The sequence below is a fragment of the Bradyrhizobium sp. AZCC 2289 genome (assembly GCF_036924615.1).
GTDB lineage: Bacteria > Pseudomonadota > Alphaproteobacteria > Rhizobiales > Xanthobacteraceae > Bradyrhizobium.
This window is the reverse complement of sequence record NZ_JAZHRY010000001.1, coordinates 838,345-863,501: the sequence shown is the minus strand read 5'-3', so window position 1 is coordinate 863,501 and position 25,157 is coordinate 838,345. Positions and strand designations below refer to the sequence as shown.

The window sequence follows — 25,157 nt, the reverse complement described above, 5'->3', positions numbered from 1 at the left end:
CCTCGGTTCGGACCAGATGGACAACCTCCTGAAAGCCCACAGCTAGTCCTCCTGGTTGTTCAGGCCCGATCAGCCCGTTGCGCCAGCAGGTAGCCAGAAAGAGAAAACGCCGGAACTTCCGTTGAACTCATATTGCTTGGTACAAATGGTATGAGCAGGCGCGGGCAGCTGTTTTTGCGATCGAGCGCCCCGATTAATCCGGTCCGGATACTTCGCTATGCGGCACGGCCCGCACTTCGCCGTCATCCCTCATTGCGGGATCGGACTGAACGATCTCACTTAGATGTTCAATTACGGTACGGACGCGTGGCGGCAGGTTGCGGCGTGAGGGGTAAACGACGGTCAGCGGAAAGCGCGCGGGCGGAAACGCCGGCATCAGGACACGCAACCGGCCCGCGCTGATGTCGTCAGCGACAAGCAGATGCGACAGCAGCGCGATGCCATGGCCATTCAGGGCAGCGCGGCGAACGGCGTCGGAGTTGTTGGCGCGAAATCGGCCGCGCACGGACGCTGACACAGCGCCCTCGGGACCTGCGAACCACCAGACATCGTCCCGCCCCCATCGGTGATAGACGATGCAATCGTGCAGTTGTAGATCCGCGGGCTCTTTTGGTGCCGCGCGGCCCTTAAGATAATCCGGCGCCCCGACAAGGAATGCGGCCGTGGCGCCGATCCGGCGGGAGATCAGCGCGGAATCGTTGACCTCGCCGACACAAACCTGAAGATCGATTCCCTCTTCGATGAGATCGCGCAGCCTGTCGTGCAGGATGAGGTCGATCGACAATTCGTCATGCTTCTTCAACAGAGAATTGAGGTTGCTGCTGAAAAAAAGCCCGAGCGGAACCGGAACGCTCAGGCGGACGCGTCCCACCGGTTTGGTGCGACGCCGCCCTGTCCGTTCCTGCAACGCGTCCGCTGAATCGACGAGTTGCTGCGCCGCGGGCACGAGGTCGCGTCCCTCTTCCGTGAGCGTGACGGCATGGGTGCTGCGTTGGACCAGACGGGTGCCGAAATGCTCTTCAAGCGCGCTCACCTGTCGCGAGATTGCTGGCTGCGTGACGCTCCGCTCCGCCGCCACGGCCGAGAACGAACCGACCTCGGCGACACGAAGGAAGGTGCGGAGTGCAGCAATCAGATCCACGGCTCATACCCGAGGTAACAAACGTTATAAGGCGGTCATGGCTTCGCCGCGGCCTGGTCGACGCTAATTTCAGGGCGACAAAAGCCTCGGACTACGCCTTTTCCGACGCTTATACGACAAGTGACGCGAGGAAAGCGACCATGTTGAACGCTACTCTCAGCCTCCTGCGCCCTGCAGGAATGAACCACACGACCGACCGAGATGGCTTTGCCGCGCACAGCTTTCCTCCGGACGGGCTGGTCGCCGTGTCCCGGATCGCCTACGAGTCCACACCGCTCCTGACGGCGCAAATCCGCTCCGGTGTTTTCGTCTTTGCCGGCGCCGGCGGGAATGTGACCGCGATTGTGGGATCGCAGGCTCCTGCGATAGTAGATACCGGCTACGGTCCCCGCGTCGCAGAGATAGCGGACGGAATCGTCGGCGCGCTCGGTCGGGCGCCCCGATGGGTGATCGACACGCACTGGCATTTCGACCATACCGACGGCAATGCCGCTTTTGCCAGAGCCGGCGCTACGGTCATCGCTCATACAAATTGCCGCACGCGCCTGTCGACCAACCAGTATGTGCCTTCGCTTTCGTGGCGCATTTCGGCTTCGCCGCGAGAAGCCTGGCCGTCGCTGACTTTCAACCAGCCATTCGCACTCGATATAGGGACCGAGGAACTGCACCTGCTGCCGCAGGCCCCCGCCCACACCGACGGCGACATTGCCGTCTTTCTGGCATCGGCAAACGTCCTCGTGATGGGTGATCTCTTCACCCATCACAGTTATCCCGTAATTGACGATTCCTCGGGGGGATCGTTGCGCGGGATGATCGAGGCAGTGGACCGGCTGCTGCCGATGATCGACAAAGGCACGGTCGTGGTGCCTGGTCATGGCGCCGCGACGGACCGCACGGGCCTCCTGGCGTTTCGCGACATGCTGCGCAGTATCGAGGATCGTATCCTGGTTTTGATCGAGGCCCAACGCGAGGTTTCCGAAATCATCGCGTCCAAGCCTACGGGCGAGTTCGATTCCTTCTGGGGACGCGGCTATGTCACCGGCGCGCACTTCACCCGCATGGCGTTGGCGGGCATGGGACTGATCAACGGTCCGGCCGCTCTGCCGCTGCCACGAGACTAATCCAATCTTCGTAAACCTGCATGAGGCACGACATGACCAAGATTCTTGCGCTTTCCGGCAGCTCCCGCCGCAACTCGCTGAACCAGAAGCTGCTCGACCGCGCTATGCTCGGCGCGCGCGAGGTCGGCGCCGAAGTGACACCCATTCGTCTTGTCGGATTTCGCGCTGCCGATCTACGATGCCGATTGGGAAGCTGAGCACGGACTCCCGGAAGGCGCGCAGAAGCTTAGGGCTTTGCTCGCCAGCCACCGGGGCTTGCTGATTGCCACGCCGGAGCACAACGGCGGTTATACCGCGTTGCTCAAGAATGCGCTGGACTGGATGAGCCGTCCCAGCGGTTTCCTTTCCGGCAAGGTCGCAGCGTTGATCTCAACCTCTCCCGGACTGCTCGGCGGCGTGAAATCCCAGCTCTCCTTGCAGATTGTGCTCACCAAGCTTGGTGTGCATGTGATTCCCGACTCTTTCGCACTCGGTGCTGCCCACCAGGCCTTCGGCACAGAAGGGGGCCTTAAAGACGCCAACGCGGAGACGGCGGTTCGAGCCATCGGTGCGGCCCTGACCGCGACGCTCGAAAAATTCGCGGGATTCGGTCGCGCGCGGTCGGCCGCGTGACGAGCGACACTATCTCTGCGTAGATGCGAAATTCTCGTCGCTCTGATCCCTTGGCGGTGCACGGAAGAGCCGTGTACCGTTCTCTGCCGACCTCAACCGCAAACTCGTCAGACCCACCGCTTCGCCGCGATCCCGTCCGCTTCTGAACCTCTCTCGTGCTTTCGACGACTAATCTAACTACGCCGCACGAAGCGGTAGCCCCGACAACGACATGCCAGGATAACCATCCTTCCGCAGAGGTGAGCCCATGCAGCCACGCGAATGGTCGCCGCCTGCGATCGAGCCCTCCCAGGGCCCGGCCGCAAACCCCTCGGAAGCGTCGGCGCGATCACCCCGCGCTCGATGGGGTGCCCTGGAATACGTCGTGTCGTTCATGCTTTACATGCTGTTCTTCGGCGTCATCGCGGGCTTGTTGCGGTCGCGGTTTCCGATCGATCTTGGCATGTTCTTCTTCTTCACCAACGACGGGCTGATCGAGTGGGTGCTGCGCAAGGTCGGAATACGGCTCGTTCCCGACTCGCTCGGCGCGACATTCGTAAAGGCCTTCGTGTGGGTGGCCGGTGCGTCGATCTTGTTCGCCCATTGGAAAGACTCCGCGCCCGCGTGGCTGTCGTGGTGGCTTCCCCCGAATGTGGCCTGGTCTGTCATTGCCGGTGCGGCCCTCGGATGTGCTGTGCTCAAGGCCATCTCAACGGCGTTCGTCAGGAGAGTGCTGCCGTGGGTCGGGATCGAGATCGCTCGTGACAGTTTGGCTTGGACAATTACAGAGGGCCTCGTCGGCTTTGCCATGCTGGGTCTCCTGTTTTTCCTCCTTTCCACGGCGGCGGTCCCGGATTGGCTCGGAGGCCATTGAGGACTCCGGCCGCGAAATGACGGTGGCGGCTCGCGGCGAAGTGGATTTCGCCGCAACGCGTTATGGTCGCTCGTGGCACCCGAAGTGCCGGAATGTCCGCTATACCTTCGCTGTTGGGGGATAAGCGGACGTCGCGCGGAGAGCCTATTTCGGTAGTGAAAGACCCGGACATTGGGCAGTGGGTCTAGCCAAGTCAGTGCGAGCGGTTACGATGCGGACTTCTGAGCCTGGGGGCGGACATGAGGCGGCGCGAGTTCATCACGCTTGTTGGCAACGCGGCCGCTGCGTGGCCGATTGCGACACGAGCGGAGCAGCCGGCAAGGCTGCCGACCATCGGGTTCCTGGGACTGTTTACACCCACGAACGAATGGGTCGCGGCTTTTGTGCAGCGTTTGAGCGAACTCCGCTGGGTTGTCGGGAGCACAGTCGCGATCGAGTATCGCTCGGCGGAAGGGCGGAGCGATCGGCTCGCCGAGTTGGCGGCCGAGTTGGTCCGGCTCAAGGTCGATGCAATCGTCACTTTGGGAACGCCGTCGGTTCTCGCGATGATGCAGGCGACATCGGTCATTCCCATTGTGTTCGTCGCGGTCGGCGACCCCGTTGCCAACGGTCTCGTCACGTCTCTGGCGCGACCGGGAGGTAACGTCACCGGCCTGTCGAACCAGACCAGAGACCTTGCCGGAAAGCGGCTCGAAATTTTGCGCGAGGTCATACCTGGTCTTCGCCGACTGGCGATCCTGGAAAACGTCGAGAACGTCGCCGTGATACTGGAAATGCGCGACGCTCAAGCGGCAGCCCGAATGCTCGGATATGAGGTGATCACAACGGAAATCCGACGAGCCGAGGATATCGTACCTGCCTTCGAGACGCTCAGGGATCGTGCGGACGCAATTTACATCGTGATCGATGCGCTCGTGAACACGAATCGATTCCATATAAATGACCTGGCGCTTGGTGTGCGACTGCCAACCATGCACGGTGGCCGGGAGGGAGTCGAAGCAGGCGGTCTGATATCCTATGGGCCGAACTTTCCCGAGCTATGGCGACGGTCTGCGGAATACATCGACAAGATATTGCGAGGGGCCAAGCCTGCTGACATTCCGGTCGAGCAGCCGACCAAGTTTGACCTGGTCATCAATCTCAAGACTGCGAAGGCGCTCGGTCTCACCGTACCGCCGCCACTGCTCACCCGCGCCGACGAGGTGATCGAATAGGGCGCGGTTTGTTGCGGAGCATGAGGTGACAGTGCACAGAAATTGCCGTGTCTCACTTGGGGTGCAGTCCAACACTGTCACCGCAATTCCGTAATTCAGAGATTGGGCCTGGCCGGACATCAGCCCAATTGGGCCGTTTCTCGCTCGCCTGTTTGCCGCAAAGTGCTACAATTTAGTGCGTGCTGGGGGATTGCAATGCTCGGCGCCGACCGGTGCGGGTTAATAATGGAGGATCATCATGGCGAATGTCATCGAAATCGCGAGGGCCTCAATCACCGCATACAACGACAAGGACTGGAGCAAGGCGAAGGAGACGTTGGCTGCCGACGCCGTGTACGACGAAAAGGGAACCCACCGTCGCATCCAGGGCGTCGGCGAGATCATCGATGCCTTGCAGGGCTGGGCCAAGGCCTTCCCCGACTCTAGAGCCACATTCGTGCGCGAGTTCGCCAGCGGGAACACCGCGGTCTTCGAGCTCGTGTGGAAGGGCGTTCATACCGGACCGCTGCAGACACCAACAGGTACGATTCCGGCATCGAACAAGCCGGTCGAGCTGCCGGCATGCCAAGTCGTCCAGGTCGAGGGCGACAAGGTCAAGAGCACCTCGCACTACTTCGACATGCTCACGATGCTCACACAGATCGGAGCCACGCAGAGCGCGGCACCGCATCAGTCTGCGGCGTGAAAGCGAAAGCAGCCCTATCCGATTGAAGAAGAAAGGCCTTGAAGCCCGCCGGCGTGAACCGGCGGGCTCATTCCTCTGGCGTAAGGCCGGACCCACCGCTGGCTCGGGTGGTCGTGAATGACCCTGGCTGTGTGAAAACGTGAAATCTTGCGAACGCTGGAGAATCTACTTCTCAGATCACGCGGCACTGGAGCTCAGTATGCTCTCCGTACTGTGCTTACTACCAATGCACAGGGGCTGCGGGTGCATCGGGCACCCGGTATTCCCCACGCCCTCTATGGGGCGAGAGATTTTTTGCAAAGGCTCGGGCGCAATGCGTCGCGGCAATGCGAACACACATCCGGTCGTCATCGTCCGCCACCGGGTCGCGCGAAATGCGCGCCCGATGGCAGGCTCCAGCGGACGATCCATCCTTTCCATAAATTCTACTGAGGCAGGAGCGTTCTTTCTGCACGTCGCTCCGGCGTTGGCCGGGACGACGCAAGTTCCGACGCGAACCCGGAAACACACGGGCTCTCATGTCGCCTGAATGTCGCATCGCGCTGTTACGCCATGGCGGGGGGCGTGTAGCTGATTCTCGTCGTGGATTGTCGTCATGGATTCCTTGGGGCCATCGGTCGCGTGAATCGTCATCGCCTTGTCACAGAGATCTGGTAGGTGCACTGGCATGGGAAGTGACTCCTCGAGTGAAGAGAGCCCCGAGCGGCGCTTTCGCACTTTGTTTATCTCCGACGTCCATCTCGGAGCCCGCGGTTCGCAAGCCGACCAATTGCTCGACTTCCTCCGCTCTCACGACGCCGACACGATCTACCTGGTCGGCGATATCGTCGACGGCTGGGCGCTGAAATCCAACTGGTATTGGCCGCAATCGCACAACGACTTCGTGCAGAAGATGCTGCGCAAGGCACGCAAGGGCGCCAAGGTCATCTACGTGCCGGGCAACCACGACGAGTTCCTGCGGAACTATTACGGTACGCATTTCGGCGGCATCGATGTGGTGGAAAACACAATCCATGAAGGCGCCGACGGCAAGCGCTACCTCATCATCCACGGCGATATCTTCGATCTCGTGGTGCAAAACGCGCGCTGGCTCGCCCATCTCGGCGACAAGGCCTACGATTTCGCGATTCAAATGAACCGCCTCGTCAACTTCTTCCGCCGCATGTTCGGCGTGCCCTATTGGTCGCTGTCGCAATGGGCCAAGCTGAAGGTCAAGAACGCCGTGAACTATATCGGCGCGTTCGAGAAGACGCTGGCGGCCGAGGCGCGGCGCCACGGCGCCGACGGCGTGATCTGCGGCCACATCCATTACGCCACCATCCGTGACGAACACGGCATCCGCTACATGAACTGCGGCGACTGGGTGGAAAGCTGCACGGCGCTCGCCGAGCACGATGACGGCCAGTTCGAAATCATCACCTGGACCGATCCGCTGCGCCGGACCGCCCCGGTTCCCCGCGTCGCGGCGCGCGCCGCATGACGCATATCCTGGTCGCGACCGATGCGTGGCATCCCCAGGTCAACGGGGTGGTCCGCACGCTGGCCATGATGGCGCAGGCGGCGAAAGGCTTTGGCGTCGATGTCTCTTTCCTGACGCCGCAATCGTTTCGCACCTTTGCGATGCCGAGCTATCCCGATCTGCGCCTCGCATTGCCGTATCCGGCCAAGATCGCCGAACTGATTGAAGCGGCTAAACTCGACAGCATTCATATCGCGACCGAAGGTCCGGTCGGGCTGTTGGTGCGGCGCTATTGCCGCAAACATGGCTTGCCGTTCACCACGAGCTTCCACACCCGGTTCCCGGAATACGTCTCTGCGCGTTCGCCGATCCCGGAAGCATGGGTCTGGCGGGCGCTGCGCTGGTTCCACCGGCCTAGCCAGGCGGTGATGGCGGCAACGACGGCGCTCGCCATCGAATTGCGCATGCGCGGCTTTCGTAATGTGGTGCTGTGGTCGCGCGGCGTCGACACCGCCCTGTTTCATCCGCGTGCCGTCGACCTTTGCCTGCCGCAGCCGGTGTTTCTGAGCGTCGGCCGCGTCGCGGTCGAGAAGAATCTCGAGGCCTTCCTCGATCTGGATCTGCCCGGCACCAAGCTCGTGGTCGGCGATGGGCCGGCGCGCGCCGCGCTGGAGCGGAAATATCCGAAAGCCGTGTTTCTGGGCGCCCGTCATGGCGAAGAATTGGCAGAGATCTATGCCGCCGCCGATGTGTTCGTGTTCCCGAGCAAGACCGACACCTTCGGGCTCGTCCTGCTCGAAGCGCTGGCCAGCGGCCTGCCGGTTGCCGCTTTTCCGGTCACCGGGCCCCGCGACGTGATTGGAGCTGCGCCGGTCGGCGTGCTCGATGACGATCTGGGTGCGGCGTGCCTGGAAGCGCTGCAAATTTCGCCGCAAAGCTGCACCGAATTTGCCGCAGCCCATACCTGGGAAGCCTCGGCGCGCGTCTTTGTCGAGCACGCCCTGAACGTTCGGGCAGTCGATCCGGAAGGCGAAGCGGTCGAATTCGTCGCCGAAGGCCCGCATTTCGCCGCCTGATTTCACAGGAATGCGTCTTGCCCGCGCGTCCGCCGGCGCGATACAAAGCTGACATGACAGAACCAGCCCCCCATGCAGCGGTCGAAGCTGCGGATATCGATGCGGCGGCGCGGGTGGTTGCCCCATTCGCGGTACGGACGCCGCTGTTGTCATTCCCCGTTCTCAACGAGCGCGTCGGAACCAAAGTGTTCCTGAAGCCGGAGATGCTGCAGCGGACCGGGTCGTTCAAGTTCCGCGGCGCCTTCAACAAGCTGTCGTCGATCCCGCAGGCCGCGCGCAGCGGCGGCGTGGTCGCGTTCTCGTCCGGCAACCACGCCCAGGGCGTGGCGGCGGCGGCCCAGATCCTGAACATGCAGGCGACCATCGTCATGCCCAAGGACTCGCCGCTGACCAAGCGCGAGCGCACCAAGGCCTATGGCGCCGAGGTCGTGCTCTACGACCGGGACAAGGAAGACCGCGAAGCCATCGCCAACGGCATCGCTGCCAAACGCGGCGCGACGCTGGTGCGTCCCTATGACGATCCCTTCGTGATCGCGGGCCAGGGCACAGCGGGGCGGGAAATCGCCGAGGACATGATGGCGCTCGGGCTCTCGCCCGACATCGTGATTGCGCCGGCGTCCGGCGGCGGGCTGATCGCAGGCGTTGCCACTGCGGTGAAGGCTAAATTCCCGCAAGCCCAGGTGATCGTCGCCGAACCGGAGGGGTATGACGATCACGGCCTCTCGCTCCGTGCCGGGCACCGCGAAGCCCATCACGCCGCCGGCCGCACCATCTGCGATGCGCTGATGGCCCAGATGCCCGGCGAGATGACGTTTTCGATCAACAGCAAGCTATTGGCAAAGGGCGTGACGGCCTCCGACGCGGAAGTCGGCGCCGCGGTTGCGTTCGCCTACCGCGAGCTGAAGCTCGTGGTCGAGCCCGGCGGCGCCGTCGGTCTCGCCGCACTGCTCGCCGGCCGGATCGACGTCAAGGGCAAGAACGTCGTCATCGTCCTCTCCGGCGGCAATGTCGACGCGGATCTGTTCGCCAAGCTGGTGGCCTGAGCTCGATAGGGCGCGGTCAGGGAAACCCGGATCTCGTTTCAATCAAAGAGCCTGAAGGCATCTCGCGCTCTCGCTCAGCCTCGTTACGAGAAGAACGCGATCTTCTCGGCTTGGCTCATGCGCCGGATCGGGGCCAGCGGGTCGTTGGCCGCCACATTCGGCTTCCGCAACATTCCGCTGGCGATGATGCTCGAGCCCAGCGACATTTCGATCGCCGGTTCGGGCGCAGCTTCGACGGCCGCCTGCGCCGGCATTTCCGCCACCGGCTCCGCCGGTTCGGCGATGATCGGCTCGGGCGCTGCGATCTCGAACTCGGCCGGCGCCAGTTCGGTGATGTGCGCCTCTTCGGCGATCATGGTCGCGGTATCGTCGATCTCGAACTCGTCCGGCGCGCCCATCTCCTGCGCGATGAGGTCGAGCATCGCCTCGTCATGCGCGTCGGCGGCAGCGTCGGTGACTTCAGCCACCTCGGCGGCTTCCGCCTGTGCCAGCGCGGCTTCCGCTTCTGCCGACGCCAGCTCGGCTGCCGGGGCCTGAGAACTGGCCCGACTTTCCGCGGCCAACTCGACCGGCGCCGCTTCGATCGTCTCGGCGACAGGTGCGGCTTCTTGCGGTGCCGGGGAGGGCGAGGCAAAAGCCGTCTCTGCAACCGGCTCCTCAGCAACGGCGGCCTCGGCAACCAGTGTAGGTGCCGCGTCGTCGCTGAATTCCGCGAGCCGGCCTGCAATGGCAGCGAACGCCGCGTGCAGCGCCGCTCGGGCCTCCTCGGCGGAGATTTCTCCGGCGCCCGCCTCGATGACGGCGACCTGCGAATCGATCAGGTCGCAGATTCGCCCGTCATTGCCGATTTCCCGCAATCGCCAGGCGATCTCCCGAATCACCCGCGCGCCCTTGCGGACCGGCGCGAGTTTTTGCTCCAGCGCCAGCGCATCGAGCGCCTCGGTCGCGGACGTCTGTGCCGAACCGACCGCGCTTTGGATCATCGCCAACGCCTCAGCCAGTTTGGCTTCAGCTAATTTGGCTTCAGCTGATTTGACTTCGGCCAATTTGGCTGCAGCTAGATTGGCTTCTTCCAGCCCGGCATTTGCCGCGATCGCAGCCGCCAGTTGCTGCTGCGCGGCAAGGCCTGCTTCGCTCTGAAGGCTGTCTTCCTTCTGCGCGGCCAGGCTTTGTTCGATCCGCGCCACCGCGTCGAGCACCATGCGGGTGTCGGCATTGCGGTTGCGCTTGGCGTATTCGCCGAGAAACCAGCGGCCCCGCGAAGTCTCCATGAAAGCTTCGCTGATCGCGGCATAGTCCTCCTCGCCCGGCTGCACCGCGCGGGCTGAGATCGGCGATAAGGCGAATGCTTCGTCGGCCATGCTAAACTCTGCGCGCAAATCACTGCGCGTTACGCTAACGATCATCACGATATTAAGCGAATCGCAATTGAATTGATGCCGAGCGAATCACAAATCCCCATCGCTTCTCAGGCGGCATCGAAGCGATTCGCGACGCGGCTGGCGCTGTTCTACGCCGCGCTGTTCGGCATGATGGGGACCCATCTGCCGTTTTTCACGGTGTGGTTGAAGGCGGTCGGGATCGACGCGTTCTGGATCGGGATCATCACCGCGGTGCCGCCGGTCACGCGATTTACCGTGCTTCCCCTCGTGACCGGCTTTGCCGAGCGGCGCCAGATGCTGCGCGGCGCGATCATCGTCACGGGATTTGCAACCGCGCTCGGGTTTCTGGTCATGGGAACCCGGCAACTGCCGCTGCTGGTGTTGCTCGTCTACGCCGTCACCTGCTGCCTGTGGACGCCGATGGTGCCGCTGACGGATGCCTATGCGCTGCGCGGCGTCAGGCTTTACGGCCTCAATTACGGACCGCTGCGGCTGTGGGGCTCGGCCGCGTTCGTCGCCGGTGCGCTGGTCTGCGGGCTATTGGTCGATGTCATCGCCGCCAAAAACCTGATCTGGGTCATTGCGTCGGTGGCGGCGCTCAGCGCGCTCGTCGGCCTCGGACTTCAGCCGCTCGGCCAGCCCAAGGCGGCCCAACCTGCGGTGCACGGCGCGCGCGCCTTGCTGCGCGATCGCGGGTTTCTCGCCATCATCATCACCTCGGCGCTGATCCAGAGCAGCCACTCGGCCTATTACATCTTCGCGTCCATAGCCTGGCAGCAGGCGGGATTTGGCGGGTTGACGATCGCGGGCCTGTGGGCATTGGGCGTGCTCGCCGAAATCGCGCTGTTCGCGCTGTCACCGCGGTTTACGCTGCCGCCGGCGCTACTGGTGGTGATATCGGCACTCTGCGCGGTCGCGCGCTGGGTGATCACCGCGCAGGATCCGCCGATCGCGGTTCTCGCCGTCGTTCAACTCTTGCATGGGTTGACCTTTGGGCTGACGCAAGTCGGCATCATGGGCCTGATGGTGCGTCACGTGCCCGGCCATGTGATGGCGCGGGGCCAGGGTTATCTCGCGGCCTGCAGCGGCATCGTCGCCGGCTTGACGTCGATCCTGTCGGGCCTGGTCTATGCGCAGTTCGGGCAGGGCGTCTATTACATGATGGCGGCGATGGCGGCTTCAGGCGCGCTTGTGATGTGGCTGGCGCGGCGGCTACTCGCCGGTCATCCCCACAGTGCTGCTTCCGGCGGATAAACGAGGCTGCCGTCATAGCGCAGACCGCCGTCGCGGTCGTGCGCCAGCAGCAAGGGCCCATCGAGATCGACAAAGCGCGCCTGCGGCGTCAGCAGCATCGCCGGCGCCATCGCAAGCGAGGTCGCGACCATGCAGCCGACCATGATTTCAAAGCCGAGCGCGCGCGCGGCGTCCGCCATCGCCAGCGCCTCCGTCAGCCCGCCGGTCTTGTCGAGCTTGATGTTGACGGCGTCATAACGCTCGCGCAGGCCCTCAAGCGAAGCGCGGTCATGCACGCTCTCGTCGGCGCAGACCGCGAGCGGCCGCCTGATGCGCGCCAGCGCCTCATCCTTTCCCGCCGGCAAGGGCTGCTCGACCAGCGTCACGCCGACCGCGGCGCAGGCGGCCAGGTTCCGCTCGAGATTGTCCGGTGTCCACGCTTCGTTGGCGTCCACGATCAGTTCCGATTCGGGCGCGGCCTTGCGTACCGCGGCGATCCGCATCCCGTCGCCATCGCCCCCGAGCTTGATCTTGAGCAGCGGCCGGCGCGCCGCTTTGGCGGTTGCGGCGGCCATCGCCTCCGGCGTTCCCAGCGAGATTGTATAGGCCGTGGTGCAGGGCCGCGGCGCGGCGCGGCGGAGTAGGCGCCAAGCCCGCTCCCCACGGCTTTTGGCCTCGATGTCGAATAGCGCGCAATCCAGCGCGTTGCGGGCAGCGCCGGCGGGCATCGCGGTCTGCAGGGCCTTCCGGTCGAGCCCCTCGGACAGCGGTTCCCGCATCGCCTGGACGGCGGCCAGGGTCGCCTCCGGGGTCTCACCGTAGCGGGGATAGGGTACGCATTCGCCGCGCCCGGTCAGGCCGCCATGGCTGACTTCGGCCACCACGGTCACGGCCTCGGTCTTGGCGCTGCGGCTGATGGTGAAGGCGCCCGCGATCGGCCAGCGTTCGATCCGGGCGGCAAGCTGGCGGGATTTGCTGGAAGTCATTTTAAAATCTGGCAATTTTCTGAACCACAAGCTTGCTAGGTGCAACCAACTATGGCTGGTTAGCGACGGATTCTACAAGGCAATGCGGCGTGCCGAATCATTCCTTTTCGATTGACTGCGGCCCGGCCGAGGGGTGGGCATCGTGAACGGCGACCCGACACTGGAGCGGATAGCCCAGGGCAACGGACTGGCGCTGTGTGCGGCGGGTTCGTGGACGGCCCGCTTTGCCCCGGTGCTGGAGCAGATGGTGGCCGACGCTGAAAAGCTCGTCGGCAGCCGGCCCAATATCTTCATCGACGTCTCGCAGGTCTCGAAACTCGATACGTTTGGCGCCTGGCTGATCGAGCGGCTGCGCCGCAGCCTGAGCCAGAGCGGCGTCGAGGCGAAGATCGCCGGGCTCTCGGCCAATTATTCGAGCCTGGTCGACGAGGTGCGCCGGGTGAAAGCCGGCCCCGTCGTCGAAACCAGCGCGGTGACGATATCGGGCATGCTCGAGCAGATCGGCCGCAGCGTCGCCGGCATCGGCGGGACCCTGGTCGGATTGATCGACATGCTCGGCGCGGTGCTCGCCGCGGCCGGCCGCGTGCTCATTCACCCCCGCGGCTTCCGCCTGACCTCGACCGTGCACCACATGGAGCAGGTGTGCTGGCGCGCGGTGCCGATCGTGGTGCTGATCACGTTCCTGATCGGCTGCATCATCTCGCAGCAGGGCATCTTCCATTTCCGTAAATTTGGCGCCGATATCTTCGTGGTCGATATGCTCGGCGTGCTGGTGCTGCGCGAGATCGGCGTACTGCTGGTCGCGATCATGGTCGCGGGCCGCTCGGGCTCGGCCTACACCGCCGAACTCGGTTCGATGAAGATGCGCGAGGAAATCGACGCATTGCGCACCATGGGCTTTGATCCCATCGAAGTCCTGATCCTGCCCCGCATGTTGGCGCTGGTGCTGGCGCTGCCGATCCTGGCCTTCCTCGGCGCGATGGCCGCACTTTATGGCGGCGGCCTCGTCGCGTGGCTCTATGGCGGCGTCGATCCGGAAGCCTTCCTGCTGCGGCTGCGTGACGCGATTTCGATCGACCATTTCATCGTCGGCATCATCAAGGCGCCGGTGATGGCGGCGGTGATCGGCATCGTCGCCTGTGTCGAGGGCCTTGCGGTGCAGGGCAGCGCCGAGTCGCTCGGGCAGCACACGACCTCCTCGGTGGTGAAGGGAATCTTCTTCGTCATCGTCATGGACGGCGTGTTTGCGATCTTCTTCGCCTCGATCGGAATGTGACCATGGCGCCCGAAATTGCCGATGCCATCATCCGGGTCCGCGACATTACCGTGCAGTTCGGCGCGACGCGGGTGCTCGACGGGCTCAATCTCGACGTCAAGCGCGGCGAGATTCTCGGCTTCGTCGGCCCGTCGGGTGCGGGCAAATCGGTGCTGACACGCACCATCATCGGCCTCGTGCCCAAGGTCTCCGGCCGCATCGAAGTGTTCGGGATCGATCTCGATGCCGCGGACGCCAAGGCGCGGCGCGGTGTCGAGCGACGCTGGGGCATCCTGTTCCAGCAGGGCGCGCTGTTCTCCTCGCTCACGGTGCGTCAGAACATCCAGTTTCCGGTGCGCGAATATCTCAACGTCTCGCAGCGGCTGCTCGACGAGATCATGGTGGCCAAGCTCGGCATGGTGGGCCTGAAGCCGGAGGTCGCCGACCGTTTTCCATCCGAGCTTTCCGGCGGCATGATCAAGCGCGTGGCGCTGGCGCGCGCGCTCGCGCTCGATCCGGAACTGGTTTTCCTGGACGAGCCGACTTCCGGCCTCGACCCGATCGGCGCCGGCGACTTCGACGAGCTGGTCCGCACCCTGCAGCGTACTTTGGGGCTGACCGTTTTCATGGTAACCCACGACCTCGACAGCCTCTATACGGCCTGCGACCGCATCGCCGTTTTAGGGAACGGTAAGATCATTGCAGCCGGATCGATTGCCGACATGCAGGCCTCGCAGCATCCCTGGCTGCGGCAATATTTCCACGGCAAGCGCGCTCGCGCGGTGATGGGCTAGAGCGTTTTCGAGCGAAGCGCGCGACTAAGAGATGAATTCCGAGGCGTGGTTCTGATCCCATCAGGGTCGGGCCTCCAGTACCGGAGTAATTGATGGAAACGCGGGCGAACTACGTCCTGATCGGAGCCTTCACGCTGGCGGTGATTGCCGCCGCGTTCGGCTTCGTGCTCTGGTTCCAGAGCCTGCATACCACCAAGGCGCGCAGCCCGATCCGGATCATTTTCGAGGGCCCGGCGTCCGGCCTGCGCAACGGCGGCAGCGTCAATTTCAACGGTATCCGGATAGGGGAAGTGATCTCCGTGAAGCTCGACAACCCGCGTCGCGTGGTCGCACTCGCGATGGTCGAGAACAACGCCCCGATCCGCAAGGACACCCTGGTCGGCCTCGAATTCCAGGGCCTCACGGGTGTGGCCGCGATATCGCTCAAGGGCGGCGAGGAGGCAGCGCCTGCGGTCCCGCTCGACGAGGACGGCGTGCCGATCCTGACCGCCGATCCCAACGCGCTGCAGGACGTCACCGAGGCCATTCGCGGCACGCTGCAGAACGTCAACCGCATCGTCGCCGACAACCAGGAATCGGTCAAAAACTCGCTGCGGAATCTCGAGACGTTCACCGCGGCGCTGGCGCGCAATTCCGAGAAGATCGACAACGTCATGCTCAAGGTCGACGGCGTGATGGGCAAGGCCGATAATCTGATGCTCGGGCTCAACACCATCGCAGGCGGCAATGCCGGCGGCGAGCTGTCGACGATGGTGAAGTCGATCCGCGAACTGGCCGATGATTTCGACAAGCGCTCCGGTGCGCTGATCGCCGATGGCCGCAGGACGCTCGGCGACATCAGCCGCGCCGTCAACAATTTCGACCGCAATCCGAGCCGGGTGATATTCGGAGGAAGCAACAACGCAGCCCCAGCGGAGCCGCCGAAGCCCGCGGCCGCGGCGGCGGGCGAGAAGAAGCGGCCGTAAACGCCAGTTGCGCAAGCATATTACGCCGCCGCTTTGGTGGCGGCGATATTCGTGTCGCGGAGATTGCAGCTCAAAAGTAGGTCTTGCGGCCGGCCTCCAGTGAACGAGCGAGATTGAGGGCGACCCCGACCAGCGGTGAGCGACGCAACGCGGCGAGTATGCCGCCCTTCTGCGATGGCTCGCCGGCGATCGTCCGCTTGACAGCCGCGCGTATCCGCACAGCTTCAGAGTCGTCTTCCGCCAACCGCCTGGCCAGGGATTGGATCAGGTCGCGGTCGGCATCCAAGGCAAGAACCTCAAATCGCGCCATGCCGCGTTTGACGCACCGAGTCCGATAATTCCGAAGCGCTCGCTTCTGCGCGGTGTTGCCCATGGAAGATCCCAAACTTCTCAGCCAAATCGAGAACTACAACCAGAAAATCTGAGCGGTGCGGTCGTCTTTGCGATCGACGATTCAGCTGCGCGTGATCACCGGTTCGCCGTTCCAGTTCCAGCAATCGTAAAGCACCTTCCAGGCGCCTTGCTCGCGTTTCCAGACCACGAGATATTTTGCCGTGTTCTGGGTATCGCCGGGTTTGGCACTCGGCTTGAAATGCACCAAGCCGAAGTCGGAAGCCATGTCGCCGGCGATCTCGATGTGCGTGGGCCTGAAGTCCAGGTACATGCCGGGCGATGCCTTGTAGGCCTTTTTCCAACAGGCGCGGATGGCGGCGTGCCCTTTTGCGGGCGGCTGATCCGGCCACACCACCGAACCGTCCTTCGCGTAAAATTTGATGACCTGATCGACATTCTTTGCGGTTGCCGCTTTGCTCCATTGCGCATCGAGCGCCCTGATCGCAGCTTCGTCCGGGTTCGGTTTTTTCCTCGCCATCGTGATGCTCCGTGGTCAGGTCAGTTTTTTTGAACGATGCGGGGTTGTCGCGAAGGCTGGGCGCTGCGAAGCTCGGCCAGGAGTTGGGCGGCTTCCTTCAAGTCCCTGGTGTCGCGGCCCTCGGTGAACCAGTCGTGGATGGGTGCCAGCAGCGCCAGCGCTTCGGCCTGATCGCCGCGGCTCGCCAACAGGCGGGCGAGCGTGATCGTGGCCCGAAGCTCCCACGATTTCGCTCCCTGCTCGCGCGCGACCGCGATGGCCTTGTGCAGGGCCGCCGCGGCCTGATCTGGCGCGCCCCGCAAGATCGATATCCAGCCCTTCAGGCGCAACACCTCGGCATGGTGCGAGCGTTCCTCGCCGGCCTCGATCCGGGCCACGCTCTCCTCGATGAGGATCCATGCAGCATCGAGGTCACCGATCAGAGCCAGCCCCTCGGCCTGCAAGGCCTTCAAATACCAAATCCAGATCCGGTGCCCCGTCTGCATCAATCGCTCGATGCCTTGATCGAGCTGCGTCAAGGCCTCGACCAAGCGTCCGGCGCGCAGCCACGCCACCCCACAGCTGATCTCGGCCAGGATCTCGCCGAGCAGGGCTATGCCGCGCTGCTCACCGATCCGTTCGGCCTCTTCAGCGCGCTGCTGCAACGCGTCTGAATCGCAGAGAAAGTCGAACAATTGCGCGCCGAGCGTGAGCGCGAAGGCGAGGTCGAACGGATGGCCCCGGCGTCGCGCGTTGGCCTCGGTGGCCTGGTTCGCCGCCAGCGCCTGATCGGGATAACCCATCATCCAGAGGAATTGCGCGCGATAGATGCCCTGTCCGGTGAAGGGGTCGGTGTTGGTGAGCGCCGCCAGACTGCGGTGCCGCTCCGGATCGTACATTTTTTGCACGGCATCGCTGGATTGCCGCGCCGCCTCGAATTCTCCGAGCCAATAGTGGCAGGCACTCGCGGCGCGATGTCCGATGATTTCTAGGCCGTCGTCGCCGAATTCTGCACCGCTTTTCAAAAGCCGGTCGGCCCAACGAAGCGACTCCGCCAGTTGACCTGCGCTCATATAGTGCACCGACAGCGCGTTCAGGATCGGTACGTAAGCGCCGCTTTGCTTGAGCGGCTGGGCGAGCCGCCAGGCGGGTTCGAGCGTTTGGCTGACCTCCGCATGGGCCCAGCCGCGTTGCGCCACCAGCGTCGGTCCGAGCGCGGTCCGGAGCGCGATTTCGACCCGATCCCGGCCCTTGGAAGGCCGCAGTTTCGATACCGCCGACAGACCGGTCCGCAATTGGGTGACGGCTTCGGGCAGGGCGAAGCGCGCAATCGCCGCTTCGCCGGCGCGCAGCCACAGCGGCGCGGAGACAAGATACTGTTCCGCAGCGTTATAGTGAAAGGCGAGCAACTCCGGGGCCAATTCCGGGGCCGCTTCGCGATTTGCCGGCCAACGTTCCTCCAGCAAATGGGCGATTTCGCCGTGCAGTTGCTTGCGCCTGCTTCTCAGCAGCGAGTCGTAGGCGGCGTCCTGAACCAATGCGTGCGAGAACTTGTATACGGCATTGGGAATCTCGCCATGACAGGTCGCCAGTCCGGACGAGATCAGGTGCCGCAGTCCCTCGGCCAGCGCCTCTTCGCTCATCAACTCGAGCCCGGCGATCAGCTCGTAGCTGAATTCGCGGCCGATCACCGAACCCACCTGAGCGATTTCCTTGCTCGCCGCGACCCGATCGAGGCGGGCCATGAGCGAGTCGCGCAAGGTTTCCGGGATCGTGACGTTGGCCGACGACCCGGCATAGGCATAGCGGTCGCCCTCGACGATCAGATCGCCCGACTCCAGGATGGTCTTGGTCAGTTCTTCGACGAACAACGGAACGCCGTCGGTTCGGGCTACGATCTGGGCGGCGAGGCCGGGCGGCAGCGCCTTGCCGCCGACGACCTTGGCGACCAGCGAACCGCTCTGCGCCGGCGTAAATTTGGCCAGATCCATCACGGCAACGGTGGGATGGCTGGTCCATGACGCGTTGAATTCGGGGCGCGCGGTGACGACCAGAAGCGTGCGGATGCCGGCAAGCACGCCTACGAAGTGTTCGATCAATTGCAGCGTCGTTGGGTCGGCCCAGTGGACATCCTCGAACAGAATGACCGTAGGTCCCTTGCTCGCTTGGGAGCGGGCGAGGTCGATCAGGACGCGCATCGTTTCTGCTTTGGCGAGCTTGGGTGAAACGAGAATGGCGCCGTAGCGCTCCTGGTAGGGGAGCGACAGCAACGCCGCCATGAACCGCATGTCCTCGATGGGCAGGCCAAGCCGGTTGACGACGACCGTTTCCAGGGTGTCAACGCGGGCTTTCGTGTCGATGGTGCCACCCAGGGTCAGTGCTCGGTCGATTTCAGCCCTGAGGGGATACAAAGCGCTACTCATGAAGAACGGCGAACATTGATAGATCACGATATGGTAGGGCTCGCCGAGCAGCCGCTCACGCAGGGCGCTGACCATCCGGCTCTTGCCGATACCGGCTTCCCCGCGCAGCAGGATAGCCTGCCCGGTCCCTGTCGCCTGCACCTTGCGCCAGCTATCGATCAACGCGGAGATTTCGGCCTCGCGCCCGACGATGGGCGTCCGACCGCGCAGCGTTGCCGCCTCGAAGCGGCTCTCGGTCTGGCTGACGCCGACCACGCGATAGACCCTTGTAAGGCCGCTGATGCCTTTCAGCTCCTTCTCTCCCATATCCTGGTATTCAAATTCCCCGCCCGCCAACCGGCGAACCAGGTCGCTCACGACGACGGAGCCTGGCTTGGCGATGGTCTGAAGGCGGGACGCGAGATTCATCGTTTCACCGACCGCGTTGCGCTCGCCGGCGGCGACGACGACCATGCCCGAGGCGATACCGATGCGAACCTGGAGCCTTCCTACGCCTGGAAAATGCAGTCGCGCCATGGCCTGGACAATATCCAGTCCGGCGCGGACGGCGCGTTCAGGCTCGGATTCGTGCGCCAGAGGAAATCCGAAGAAGGCGACGACGCCATCGCCCAGCGTCGTGAAAACATAGCCCTCGTACCGGTTGATACAGGTCGCGCAGGCCTCCTCGTAGGCGCGAATGATGATCTGCAGCGTTTCGGGATCGAGCCTGTGGGCGAGCTTGGTGAAGCCGACCATGTCACAGAACAGCACTGTGAGCTGACGGCGCTCACCGACCGGCGTCTCGATGTGACCGCCCGCCGCGGCCGCTCGCACCCGTTCCTCGCCCAGGAGATTGAGCATTCGCTTGCGCGGCCCGAATGGCAGGCCGAGTTCCATGAGATCGTTTTCGGTCAGCACGCGAAGCGTTGCGAGATCGACCTCGTTCTCCTCGAAGACGTCGATGAATCGTTCCAGGTCGTGGGACTTGAGCCAATCCAAAATCGACGAGGCTTTCATGACCGCGCTCCGCCCTGGTCAGGCCGTTCGACCAGGATGCCGTGACTGACGAGCCAGCCCGCGATGGCCATTCCGGATTCGAGCGGCATGCTGTTCGACCAGGATTGGGCGATCTGCAACGGCGTCTGGCCCGGCGGCAGTCTCTGCAGCAGCGGCGCCAACTCGCGACCGCCAAGGAACACCAAAGGGCCAGCGAGGCGCGGGTGATGCAAGGCCGAAGCGAGGCTGACGAAATCGCCCTGCAGACAAGGCGTGCGGACAAATTCCAGCTTCGGTGACAACGCCATGGGCGTCGTGATCAACGCACGGGCGTCAATTGCCGGAAGCGGAGGCGGCTCGATCGCAGCCCGCGAGGGCGAGCGATTCCGCCAGAACGGGCGGTCGCATGTGTCGGCAACCTCGCGATAATGCCCGGAGGTCCAGCGGCGATGCCGTTCCGATGCCTCGGCCAGATGCGAGCGATAAAACCCGAGAGCGGCATGGCTCAACTCGGGCCGGCGCAGCAGGGTGTTGGCGACGATGGCGCCGGAGAGCGCGCTCTGGATCGCCTTTTGAACACCGCTTGATGAGATCGGATCGATCGCCACGGCTGCGTCGCCCAACTGGATTGTTGTCGGCGTGACGTAATCACGGGCGAGATAGGGCGTCGCGTCGATGGCGCGCACTGGCGCGATCAGTTCGGCGTCACCGCATTCTTCCATCAGGCTTGAACGACCGATCAGCCCCAGAAAGCGCTCCGACATGGTTGAGCCGGGCGCGGAGCGGAACCAGGCGGGATCCACGAACGCGAGCGTATTGTAGGTTCCATCGGGCAGCGGAACGCCCCAATACCAGCCGTCCTGGCCCGCCTCGATCCGCGGCATCGACGGCAGGCTTGCGCCGCGCCAATAGCCGTAAACCGCCAGCGTGGACGCGCCGGTTCTGGTTTGACGGCCGGGCGAGATGCTGCGCCGTCCGCTGGCATCCGCCACGAAATCGGCGTCCAGGCATTTCGACGTGCCGTCGGCGTCGATGGTCAGGCGCCATTTCGCGCCGTCCCAGTTTTGTTCGAGGACGCGTGCGGGTTGATGAACCTGTACCCCGAAGGTTCGCGCGCGCTGCAGCAGGCGCAGGTCAAACTCGCCGCGGTCGACCAGCACGCCCTTTTCACTCGCGTCCTCGCGCAGCCTCGGACCATCCGCCCATTTGACCCAAACGCTTCGCACGGCCGGAAAGCCCGCCGCTTCGACGGTCTCGTGCATATCCGCCGCCCTGAGCAGGGTCATTACGCCGGCGCTCAGGGATTCGCCGAGATGTCCGCGGGGAAAGCGCTTTCGCTCGATCAGATGGACCTGGTGTCCAAGCTGGGCCATCCGCGCCGCGAATACGCTGCCGGCGGGGCCGGCGCCGATGACGCAGACATCAGCCATGGGCTGCTCCCGTCAGGCCGAGCCCTGCCGTTCCTGGTTTGGCCGACAGCCGAAGATAGGCCTCGAGGCAATAATGCAGCCAGCCCCGGATGTAGTCGCAAGCCGGCCGACCGCGCCGGATGACCTCGTGGTGACAGCCGCCGCCGCAGAGATAGCGCGCCCAGCAGGACTGACAGGGGTCTTGCCGGTGAACATGCCTTGCGGCCAGCCAATCGGCCTGGCGCGAAACATCGACGCCGTCATCGAGCGAGCCCATCGCTCCCTCTTCGTCGCCGACAAACCGGTGGCACGCCGAAAGTTCGCCCTCGGCGGATACGCCGAGATAGCCGGCGCCGGCGCCGCAGGGGTAGGGGCGGTGGGTGCCGCGATGGATCTCCCGCATCGCGTTGACCATGTTGGCGAATGGATAGCGCCGGCCGCTGCGCGAGGCGCGCTCGAACTCCCGCCCGCAATCGATCATTTCGCCCAGCATGAGTTCGAGATCCTCGGACTGCATTTCACCTTCGCCGGTGGGCGCGCTGAGCATAGGTGAAAAGCCGACGCTGTGAAAGCCGGCGGCGATCAAGGTGTCGAGCGTCTGGAGCAAGACAAGGTTTTTTGGCGTCACCGTCACCCGCGCGGAAACCTGCATTCCTTGCTGCATCTTCAGCAGGGGCGCGGCGCGTTTCATGATCCCATCATAGCTGCCGCGGCCGCCCTTGTAGGGACGCTGCGCGTCATGGATCTCCTGGGGACCATCGATGCTGATGGTGACGGCGAAGCCGTGCTCCTCAAAGAAGCGCCCGTCGTCCTCCGTCAGCAGCGTGCCGTTGGTGGTGATCGAGAACGTCATCTTTGCGCCGCGGCTGCCGGCCAGTTCCCGAGCGCGAAGGGTCGCGGCCCGCAGCACCTTGCGGTTGACCAGCGGCTCGCCGCCGAGAAACGCCAGATTGAGCCGTGCCCTCGGTTCGGCGGCTCCCACCAGCAAATCCACGGCGCGAAGCGCCTCGGTGAGTTCCATGTTCTTCGCAGGCCCGCCGAATTCGCCCTGCTGGGCGTAGCAATAGGTGCAGCCGAGGTTGCACTTCTGGGCGATCGCCAGCGAGAGCGCGCGGAGCGGCGGAGATGACAGCGGCGCGTCGTCGATGAAGGGGCGGCCGACCAGACCGGCCTGCCGCAGCAATTCGTCGATGGCTTCGTTGCTGCCTTCCTCCATCGCCGCGTCATAGCTTGCGAATAGATCGGCATCGGCGTCGAACAACCGGCTGCCGTCGGCGACAAACAGATGGCCGCCGAGCGAACTCTTGAGCAAGTGAATCCGCGGCGTCCGCGGCGACGACATGCGCATGTAGCGGCGAGCGTCCGCGGTGTTCACGGTTTCTTGTCCGTCGCTTCAACCGCGGGCGGGCTGTCGTGATCTTTCCCTCCAATCTGAAACTTCAGCAGATTTTCCCAGTCGGCGAACAAATCGTCGTACATGATCAGGCGGCTGTCGCCGTAGTCGTCGGCAACATAGGAGCCGGTGCGCTGCTTCTGCATCCAGTTGTCGCCCGCGCTCAGGCCGCTTTCCGTGAGCGTGACGTTGACGTAATCGGGCCGCGCGGACGCCCAGTAATAGCAGGAGCACTCGCGAAAATCGTTTTGCCACGGCGAGCACAGTCCCTGGGTCAGTTCGCCGGGCTCGGCCAGCGCGGTCGAAATGACCGCGGTGTCGCCCTCGAAGAACGACCGCACCTCGAATTCGAAACTGACGTATTTCGTGGGGTCGTCGATCCAGGGCTGTTGATGCTCCGAGGGTCTGGCGGTGAAATAGCAGCGAAGGCGCGAACCCTTGTGAGGCAGCACCCGCGCCAGCGCGTTCGACCATTCCATCGGCGCGAGCCCGTTCGGATTCTCGGAGGTGGTCAGGAGGATTTTCCCCTCCGTGTCCGAGGAGGCGGGGCCCCAGATCGGCGTCATCGTGAGAAGCGCATCGCCGGCGGGCAGGTCCACCCGCAGCAAGCGGTGTCCGGCGAGCCCGCCGGGCTTGAGCGTGACGCCCTTGTGGCCATCGACGACGGCGTCGCAGTCATCGTCGACCTTCACCACCAGATTGTCATACTCGCGCAGTTCGATTCCGCGAAACATCCGCCGCCACACCGCGCGGAAGTCGACTTCGAGTCCCGGACAGCAATTGGCGACCGAGGTGACCGGGCGCGAACTGATCGGATTGCCCTTGGCTTCGTAAGATATCTGCGCCGACAGATTTTTTGGCGTGAGTTTGTTTTTCACGACGGGCGCGGTGCGCGGCCCGGACGCGCGCGGCGCGAGTGCTGCTTTCCTGATGGTGTCGATCTGACGCCAGGTCAGGGCCAGGTAATTATTGTCGGCCCCGCACATCAGCGCCGGCATCTTGCGCCGCCCGCGGTCGGTGAAGTCAGCGACCTGGTCGGGCCGGCGCAACAGCCGCAGGAACCAGGGCGCCGTGGCGCCACGCAAGGCAGCGTAGGCCTGCTGGTGCAGGGTCATGATCGCGTGCGTGTCCACCGTGCCCGACGCCATGATCGGACGAATGGCCCGCTCGGTGTCGGCCGCTTCCTCCTGCGGCATGGAGTCGAGCGTGAGCGCTGGCCGGCCCTTGAAATCGTTGCCGTTCATGACCGCGACATTCATGAAGCGCACCGTCTCGAAGGCGCGCCGCACGATGTCGGCGGCCCTCGCACGCGTCACCTCCGATGGCTCATCCGCAGGGATATCGGGGCCATGGATCACCTGCTCGAGATCGTCGATGAGGGTGCGCACGAACAGGGAGTCCGGCGCCATCGCCGGTGGTGCGGCGCAGATCCGTGCCGTTGCGGTGAGGTCGTCGCCACCCTTCCGCCTCAGCTTGACTTCGACAATGCCGTCGCAAGCGTCGTCGAGATAGCCGCGGCTGATCGCCTGGTTGTCGTAGAGCCAGGAAGGGGCGGGTGGTTCGATCGCAAACAGTGAAGGCGGCACCGTCGGGTTTTTGGCATCGATTCCGTTCAGGCCGGACCATTCCCCTTTCGCATGATCGTAGATCCGGCGATCCGGGGGAACGCGATAATAGTCTGCACCGGCGTCTTTCGCCGCGGCGCTTTTATCGGGTCCATAGATCAATCCGGCCGCCGGCGTGAAGCGCAAACGAATTTCCGGGAAACGGTGGTTCGGCCGGATGAAACGTACCGAGCCAAATTTGACGGAGGCTCCTTTGATGAAATTTTTGCATCTGCCGTGGAGCGTGTGGCTTTTATGGTCGGAGAACTCGATCTTCGCATGGACGAGGTCGTCCGGGTTTTCGGTGCGTCGGACAATCTTGCGGTTGGAAACCCTCACTTGCCATGAGATATCTTCGATCGTCAGACCATGCTTTCGCAACAGGCCGACGGTGAGCGGCACCAGTTGATCCCGGTCGATGACCGCAAAAACTTCCAGGAACGGCGCTACCGGCCGGATCTTGCCATTGTGTTTGAATTCCAGCGAAGCCGGCGTGCGCTCGCCTTTGATTTCACCGGAACGCTTGTCGACGATCAGCGTCGGCTGCGGCTTGATCTGGCGATAGTGCAGCGGATGGTCGGGGTCGATGTCGAGGTCGAAAGAATAATTGTCCATGGGTTCGCTGGCCGAGCCCAACCGGCCGATCGCGAACGGCGGCAGAATTCGCAATTGCTTGATCGTCAA

20 protein-coding genes and 1 pseudogene are annotated in these 25,157 nt (G+C 63.8%); 12 read left to right on the top strand and 9 right to left on the bottom strand.

What is annotated here, in order from left to right:
• Positions 1–193 precede the first annotated feature (193 nt).
• Positions 194–1,141, bottom strand: coding sequence for a LysR family transcriptional regulator (locus V1289_RS04425; RefSeq protein WP_334395796.1), 948 nt, complete (start codon positions 1,139–1,141; stop codon positions 194–196).
• Between the two features lie 140 nt (positions 1,142–1,281).
• On the opposite strand from V1289_RS04425, the gene V1289_RS04420 reads away from it, so the two are divergent.
• The 8 genes and pseudogenes from V1289_RS04420 to V1289_RS04380 all read left to right on the top strand — a co-directional run bounded on the left by V1289_RS04420 (position 1,282) and on the right by V1289_RS04380 (position 9,204).
• Entirely contained in the window at positions 1,282–2,262 is a 981-nt protein-coding gene (locus V1289_RS04420; RefSeq protein WP_334395795.1) for an MBL fold metallo-hydrolase, read from the top strand.
• Positions 2,263–2,282: 20 nt separating this feature from the next.
• Positions 2,283–2,874: pseudogene (locus V1289_RS04410) on the top strand (NADPH-dependent FMN reductase).
• A 247-nt stretch (positions 2,875–3,121) separates the two neighbouring features.
• On the top strand, positions 3,122–3,727 hold the full coding sequence (locus tag V1289_RS04405) for a hypothetical protein (protein WP_334395792.1): 606 nt from the start codon (positions 3,122–3,124) through the stop codon (positions 3,725–3,727).
• Between the two features lie 239 nt (positions 3,728–3,966).
• Positions 3,967–4,941: an ABC transporter substrate-binding protein gene (locus V1289_RS04400; protein ID WP_334395791.1), complete on the top strand. Its 975-nt coding sequence runs from the start codon at positions 3,967–3,969 to the stop codon at positions 4,939–4,941.
• A 238-nt stretch (positions 4,942–5,179) separates the two neighbouring features.
• Positions 5,180–5,626, top strand: coding sequence for an ester cyclase (locus V1289_RS04395; RefSeq protein ID WP_334395790.1), 447 nt, complete (start codon positions 5,180–5,182; stop codon positions 5,624–5,626).
• Positions 5,627–6,293: 667 nt separating this feature from the next.
• Entirely contained in the window at positions 6,294–7,106 is an 813-nt protein-coding gene (locus V1289_RS04390; RefSeq protein WP_334395789.1) for a UDP-2,3-diacylglucosamine diphosphatase, read from the top strand.
• A complete protein-coding gene (locus V1289_RS04385) occupies positions 7,103–8,161 on the top strand; it encodes a glycosyltransferase family 4 protein (RefSeq protein WP_334395788.1) in 1,059 nt (352 codons plus the stop codon). Before V1289_RS04390 ends, V1289_RS04385 begins: the two co-directional genes overlap by 4 nt.
• A 53-nt stretch (positions 8,162–8,214) precedes the next feature.
• Positions 8,215–9,204 carry a threonine/serine dehydratase gene (locus V1289_RS04380; protein ID WP_334395787.1) on the top strand — a complete coding sequence of 330 codons (990 nt, stop codon included), beginning with the start codon at positions 8,215–8,217 and terminating at the stop codon, positions 9,202–9,204.
• 83 nt (positions 9,205–9,287) lie between these two features.
• Here V1289_RS04380 and V1289_RS04375 read toward each other — a convergent pair whose 3' ends face one another.
• Positions 9,288–10,565 (bottom strand): hypothetical protein, encoded by a 1,278-nt coding sequence (locus tag V1289_RS04375; protein WP_334395786.1) that lies wholly within the window; start codon positions 10,563–10,565, stop codon positions 9,288–9,290.
• A gap of 75 nt (positions 10,566–10,640) precedes the next feature.
• Between V1289_RS04375 and V1289_RS04370 the strand changes: the two genes are divergently transcribed.
• Entirely contained in the window at positions 10,641–11,840 is a 1,200-nt protein-coding gene (locus V1289_RS04370) for an MFS transporter (protein ID WP_334395785.1), read from the top strand.
• On the opposite strand, the gene dgcA is transcribed toward V1289_RS04370, so the two are convergent.
• Positions 11,810–12,805 carry an N-acetyl-D-Glu racemase DgcA gene (gene dgcA / locus V1289_RS04365; RefSeq protein ID WP_334395784.1) on the bottom strand — a complete coding sequence of 332 codons (996 nt, stop codon included), beginning with the start codon at positions 12,803–12,805 and terminating at the stop codon, positions 11,810–11,812. The genes V1289_RS04370 and dgcA overlap by 31 nt on opposite strands.
• A gap of 142 nt (positions 12,806–12,947) precedes the next feature.
• On the opposite strand from dgcA, the gene V1289_RS04360 reads away from it, so the two are divergent.
• The 3 genes from V1289_RS04360 to V1289_RS04350 all read left to right on the top strand — a co-directional run bounded on the left by V1289_RS04360 (position 12,948) and on the right by V1289_RS04350 (position 15,819).
• Positions 12,948–14,081: an ABC transporter permease gene (locus V1289_RS04360; RefSeq protein ID WP_334395783.1), complete on the top strand. Its 1,134-nt coding sequence runs from the start codon at positions 12,948–12,950 to the stop codon at positions 14,079–14,081.
• 2 nt (positions 14,082–14,083) lie between these two features.
• Entirely contained in the window at positions 14,084–14,854 is a 771-nt protein-coding gene (locus V1289_RS04355) for an ABC transporter ATP-binding protein (RefSeq protein ID WP_334395782.1), read from the top strand.
• A 92-nt stretch (positions 14,855–14,946) separates the two neighbouring features.
• On the top strand, positions 14,947–15,819 hold the full coding sequence (locus V1289_RS04350) for an MlaD family protein (RefSeq protein WP_334395781.1): 873 nt from the start codon (positions 14,947–14,949) through the stop codon (positions 15,817–15,819).
• A gap of 70 nt (positions 15,820–15,889) precedes the next feature.
• On the opposite strand, the gene V1289_RS04345 is transcribed toward V1289_RS04350, so the two are convergent.
• The 6 genes from V1289_RS04345 to V1289_RS04320 all read right to left on the bottom strand — a co-directional run bounded on the left by V1289_RS04345 (position 15,890) and on the right by V1289_RS04320 (position 25,157).
• A complete protein-coding gene (locus V1289_RS04345) occupies positions 15,890–16,192 on the bottom strand; it encodes a hypothetical protein (RefSeq protein WP_334395780.1) in 303 nt (100 codons plus the stop codon).
• Between the two features lie 81 nt (positions 16,193–16,273).
• Positions 16,274–16,690, bottom strand: a complete 417-nt coding sequence (locus V1289_RS04340; RefSeq protein ID WP_334395779.1) for a YybH family protein — start codon at positions 16,688–16,690, stop codon at positions 16,274–16,276.
• Positions 16,691–16,710: 20 nt separating this feature from the next.
• Positions 16,711–20,088, bottom strand: a complete 3,378-nt coding sequence (locus tag V1289_RS04335; RefSeq protein WP_334395778.1) for an AAA family ATPase — start codon at positions 20,086–20,088, stop codon at positions 16,711–16,713.
• Positions 20,085–21,497 (bottom strand): flavin-dependent monooxygenase QhpG, encoded by a 1,413-nt coding sequence (qhpG, locus tag V1289_RS04330; RefSeq protein ID WP_334395777.1) that lies wholly within the window; start codon positions 21,495–21,497, stop codon positions 20,085–20,087. The genes V1289_RS04335 and qhpG overlap by 4 nt, the downstream gene beginning before the upstream one ends.
• Positions 21,490–22,851 (bottom strand): radical SAM/SPASM domain-containing protein, encoded by a 1,362-nt coding sequence (locus V1289_RS04325; protein WP_334395776.1) that lies wholly within the window; start codon positions 22,849–22,851, stop codon positions 21,490–21,492. The genes qhpG and V1289_RS04325 overlap by 8 nt, the downstream gene beginning before the upstream one ends.
• Positions 22,848–25,157 (bottom strand): hypothetical protein, encoded by a 2,310-nt coding sequence (locus tag V1289_RS04320; protein ID WP_334395775.1) that lies wholly within the window; start codon positions 25,155–25,157, stop codon positions 22,848–22,850. The genes V1289_RS04325 and V1289_RS04320 overlap by 4 nt, the downstream gene beginning before the upstream one ends.

Excerpts from the sequence above, each read along its gene's own strand:
- V1289_RS04420 (WP_334395795.1), top strand. The coding sequence starts at position 1,282 with ATGTTGAACGCTACTCTCAGCCTCCTGCGCCCTGCAGGAATGAACCAC.
- V1289_RS04405 (WP_334395792.1), top strand. The coding sequence starts at position 3,122 with ATGCAGCCACGCGAATGGTCGCCGCCTGCGATCGAGCCCTCCCAGGGC.
- V1289_RS04400 (WP_334395791.1), top strand. The coding sequence starts at position 3,967 with ATGAGGCGGCGCGAGTTCATCACGCTTGTTGGCAACGCGGCCGCTGCG.
- V1289_RS04395 (WP_334395790.1), top strand. The coding sequence starts at position 5,180 with ATGGCGAATGTCATCGAAATCGCGAGGGCCTCAATCACCGCATACAAC.
- V1289_RS04390 (WP_334395789.1), top strand. The coding sequence starts at position 6,294 with ATGGGAAGTGACTCCTCGAGTGAAGAGAGCCCCGAGCGGCGCTTTCGC.
- V1289_RS04385 (WP_334395788.1), top strand. The coding sequence starts at position 7,103 with ATGACGCATATCCTGGTCGCGACCGATGCGTGGCATCCCCAGGTCAAC.
- V1289_RS04380 (WP_334395787.1), top strand. The coding sequence starts at position 8,215 with ATGACAGAACCAGCCCCCCATGCAGCGGTCGAAGCTGCGGATATCGAT.
- V1289_RS04375 (WP_334395786.1), bottom strand. The coding sequence starts at position 10,565 with ATGGCCGACGAAGCATTCGCCTTATCGCCGATCTCAGCCCGCGCGGTG.
- V1289_RS04370 (WP_334395785.1), top strand. The coding sequence starts at position 10,641 with ATGCCGAGCGAATCACAAATCCCCATCGCTTCTCAGGCGGCATCGAAG.
- dgcA (WP_334395784.1), bottom strand. The coding sequence starts at position 12,805 with ATGACTTCCAGCAAATCCCGCCAGCTTGCCGCCCGGATCGAACGCTGG.
- V1289_RS04355 (WP_334395782.1), top strand. The coding sequence starts at position 14,084 with ATGGCGCCCGAAATTGCCGATGCCATCATCCGGGTCCGCGACATTACC.
- V1289_RS04350 (WP_334395781.1), top strand. The coding sequence starts at position 14,947 with ATGGAAACGCGGGCGAACTACGTCCTGATCGGAGCCTTCACGCTGGCG.
- V1289_RS04345 (WP_334395780.1), bottom strand. The coding sequence starts at position 16,192 with ATGGGCAACACCGCGCAGAAGCGAGCGCTTCGGAATTATCGGACTCGG.
- V1289_RS04340 (WP_334395779.1), bottom strand. The coding sequence starts at position 16,690 with ATGGCGAGGAAAAAACCGAACCCGGACGAAGCTGCGATCAGGGCGCTC.
- V1289_RS04335 (WP_334395778.1), bottom strand. The coding sequence starts at position 20,088 with ATGAAAGCCTCGTCGATTTTGGATTGGCTCAAGTCCCACGACCTGGAA.
- qhpG (WP_334395777.1), bottom strand. The coding sequence starts at position 21,497 with ATGGCTGATGTCTGCGTCATCGGCGCCGGCCCCGCCGGCAGCGTATTC.